Origin of the sequence: Pseudomonas edaphica, assembly GCF_005863185.1 — a bacterium.
GTDB classification, from domain to species: Bacteria; Pseudomonadota; Gammaproteobacteria; order Pseudomonadales; family Pseudomonadaceae; genus Aquipseudomonas; species Aquipseudomonas edaphica.
The window spans coordinates 1-2,991 of record NZ_VBVZ01000701.1; the positions used below are offsets into that span (position 1 = coordinate 1).

Here is a 2,991-nt window from a genome sequence, read left to right on the forward strand (position 1 = left end):
TCAAGCATCGCCGGGCTGTTGTCCAGCGCGGTCACCTGCTTGAAGCGACGTGCCAGTTCCGGCAGGAAGCCACCGTCGCCGGGGCCAACTTCCAACGCCGTCGCCTCATCACTGAAGCTCAGCTTGTCCAACAGCGCCAGTACGCTTTCGCGGTATTGGGGCAAACCGGCGATCAAGTCCTGTTGGGCGCGAAACTTCTCGGCTACCCGTGAGAAAAAGTCCTGGCTGGCGGCGGCGCGTTGCCCGTGGACCTGGCTGATGCGCGACTGCACGTCGCTGGGCAGGCCCAAACTGTCTACCTCTTCGAGCAGGGCAGCGTGCAGCTTGCCGCCGAGCAGCTCGGTGTGGGGCAGGGCGCGGCGATAGAAAATCGCATTGCCTTCGCGGCGCGTAGCCACCAGCTCGGCCTGGGCCAGCACCTTGAGGTGGTGGCTCATGCCGGATTGGCCGATGGCGAAGATCTGCGCCAGTTCCAGCACCCCAAAAGAGTCGTTGGCCAGTGCGCGCAACACGTTCAGGCGCAACGGATCACCAGCGGCCTTGCATAAGGCAGCCAGCTCATCGCCGTCGTCGGGACGCAGGGAGGGCACGGGTAGGTTCATAAGGCCAGCAGTCTAGTGACGGGTGGAAATCCTCGCAAGGCCAATATCAAAAAGTTTTGATATTGGTCGATAATCGGTAGTTATAAGCAGCCGCTATAACCTTTAGACGAACCGGTGGGCTGTTTCTGCAAGCCAATGCCGGGTAAACCGCAGGAAAAACACCTACAAGTGACTATCTGTCATTGCCCGCAGGCGGTGGCTGAGGGAAAATGCCGGTCCTTTTTTCCGTTTCTTCTACTCAAACTCCAGGAGATCAGCGATGCCCAGCCGTCGTGAGCGTGCCAACGCCATTCGTGCCCTCAGCATGGATGCCGTGCAAAAAGCCAACAGCGGCCATCCCGGTGCCCCGATGGGCATGGCGGATATCGCCGAGGTACTTTGGCGTGACTACCTGAAGCACAACCCGAGCAACCCGTCGTTCGCTGACCGTGACCGGTTCGTGCTGTCCAACGGCCACGGCTCGATGCTGATCTACTCGCTGCTGCACCTGACCGGCTACGACGTCACTATCGATGACCTCAAGAGCTTCCGCCAGCTGCACAGCCGTACCCCGGGCCACCCGGAATTCGGCTACACCCCAGGCGTCGAGACCACCACTGGCCCGCTGGGCCAGGGCCTGGCCAACGCCGTGGGTTTTGCGCTGGCGGAAAAAGTATTGGGCGCGCAGTTCAACCGCCCTGGCCACAACATTGTCGACCACCACACCTACGTGTTCCTGGGTGATGGCTGCATGATGGAAGGCATTTCCCACGAAGTCGCGTCCCTGGCCGGCACCCTGGGCCTGGGCAAGCTGATTGCCTTCTACGATGACAACGGCATCTCCATCGACGGCGAAGTCGAAGGCTGGTTCACCGACGACACGCCAAAGCGTTTCGAAGCCTACAACTGGCAGGTGATCCGCAACGTTGACGGTCACGATCCGGAAGAGATCAAGACCGCCATCGACACCGCGCGCAAGAGCGAGCAGCCGACCCTGATCTGCTGCAAGACCATCATCGGTTTCGGCTCGCCGAACAAGCAAGGTAAAGAAGACTGCCACGGCGCCCCACTGGGTGACGCGGAAATCGCCTTGGCTCGTGAAGCGCTGAAGTGGAACCATGGCCCGTTCGAAATCCCGGCTGATATCTACGCCGAGTGGAGCGCCAAGGAAAAAGGCCTGGCCGCCGAAGCCGAGTGGGACCAGCGTTTTGCTGCCTACTCCGCCGAATTCCCGGAATTGGCCAACGAGCTGGTGCGCCGCCTGGCCGGTGACCTGCCTGCCGACTTCTCGGAAAAAGCCTCGGCCTACATCGCCGAAGTCGCGGCCAAGGGCGAGACCATTGCCAGCCGTAAAGCCAGCCAGAACACCCTGAACGCCTTTGGCCCATTGCTGCCTGAGATCCTCGGCGGTTCGGCTGACCTGGCCGGTTCCAACCTGACCCTGTGGAAAGGTTGCAAAGGTGTCTCGGCCGAAGACGCCAGCGGCAACTACATGTACTACGGTGTGCGCGAGTTCGGCATGAGCGCCATCATGAACGGCGTGTCCCTGCACGGCGGCCTGGTGCCTTACGGCGCGACCTTCCTGATGTTCATGGAATACGCGCGTAATGCGGTACGTATGGCCGCGCTGATGAAGAAGCGGGTGATCCATGTGTACACCCACGACTCCATCGGCCTGGGCGAAGACGGCCCGACGCACCAGCCGGTCGAGCAACTGACCAGCCTGCGTACCACGCCGAACCTGGATTGCTGGCGCCCAGCCGACGCCGTGGAATCGGCCGTGGCCTGGAAGCACGCTATCGAGCGTAAGGACGGCCCTTCGGCGCTGATCTTCTCGCGTCAGAACCTGCAACACCAAGTGCGTACCGACGCGCAGATCGCCAACATCAGCCGTGGCGGTTATGTGCTCAAAGACTGCATCGGCGAGCCGGAACTGATCCTGATCTCCACAGGCTCCGAAGTCGGCCTGACTGTTCAGGCCTACGACAAGCTGACCGCCCAGGGCCGCAACGTTCGCGTGGTGTCCATGCCGTGCACCAGCCTGTTCGAAGCCCAGGATGCCGACTACAAGCAATCGGTATTGCCGTTGCAGGTCAGCGCACGTATCGCCATCGAAGCGGCTCACGCCGACTACTGGTACAAGTACGTGGGCCTGGAAGGCCGCGTGATCGGCATGACCACCTACGGTGAGTCGGCGCCAGCGCCAGCGTTGTTCGAAGAATTCGGTTTCACCCTGGAAAACATCCTGGGTCAGGCTGAAGAGCTGCTGGAAGACTAAGTCAGTCTGCGTTGTCTGTACTGGCGCCATCGCGGGCAAGCCCGCTCCCACATTTGGATTACGGTCTAATGTGGGAGCGGGCTTGCCCGCGATGGCGTCAGAACATTCAGCACCGAACTCACCCTGTCTCTT

The 2,991-nt window shown here is 61.2% G+C and carries 2 protein-coding genes; one reads left to right on the forward strand and one right to left on the reverse strand.

Annotated elements, in window-relative coordinates; genetic code table 11:
• A partial coding sequence (locus FEM54_RS29205; RefSeq protein ID WP_138453923.1) for an ArsR/SmtB family transcription factor occupies positions 1–602 on the reverse strand: 602 nt, incomplete at its 3' end.
• Positions 603–861: 259 nt separating this feature from the next.
• Between FEM54_RS29205 and tkt the strand changes: the two genes are divergently transcribed.
• Entirely contained in the window at positions 862–2,859 is a 1,998-nt protein-coding gene (gene tkt, locus FEM54_RS29210) for a transketolase (protein WP_138453924.1), read from the forward strand.
• Positions 2,860–2,991 lie beyond the last annotated feature (132 nt).

What these genes read in the sequence shown, in the direction of transcription:
- tkt (WP_138453924.1), top strand. Translation starts at nt 862, where the DNA reads ATGCCCAGCCGTCGTGAGCGTGCCAACGCCATTCGTGCCCTCAGCATG.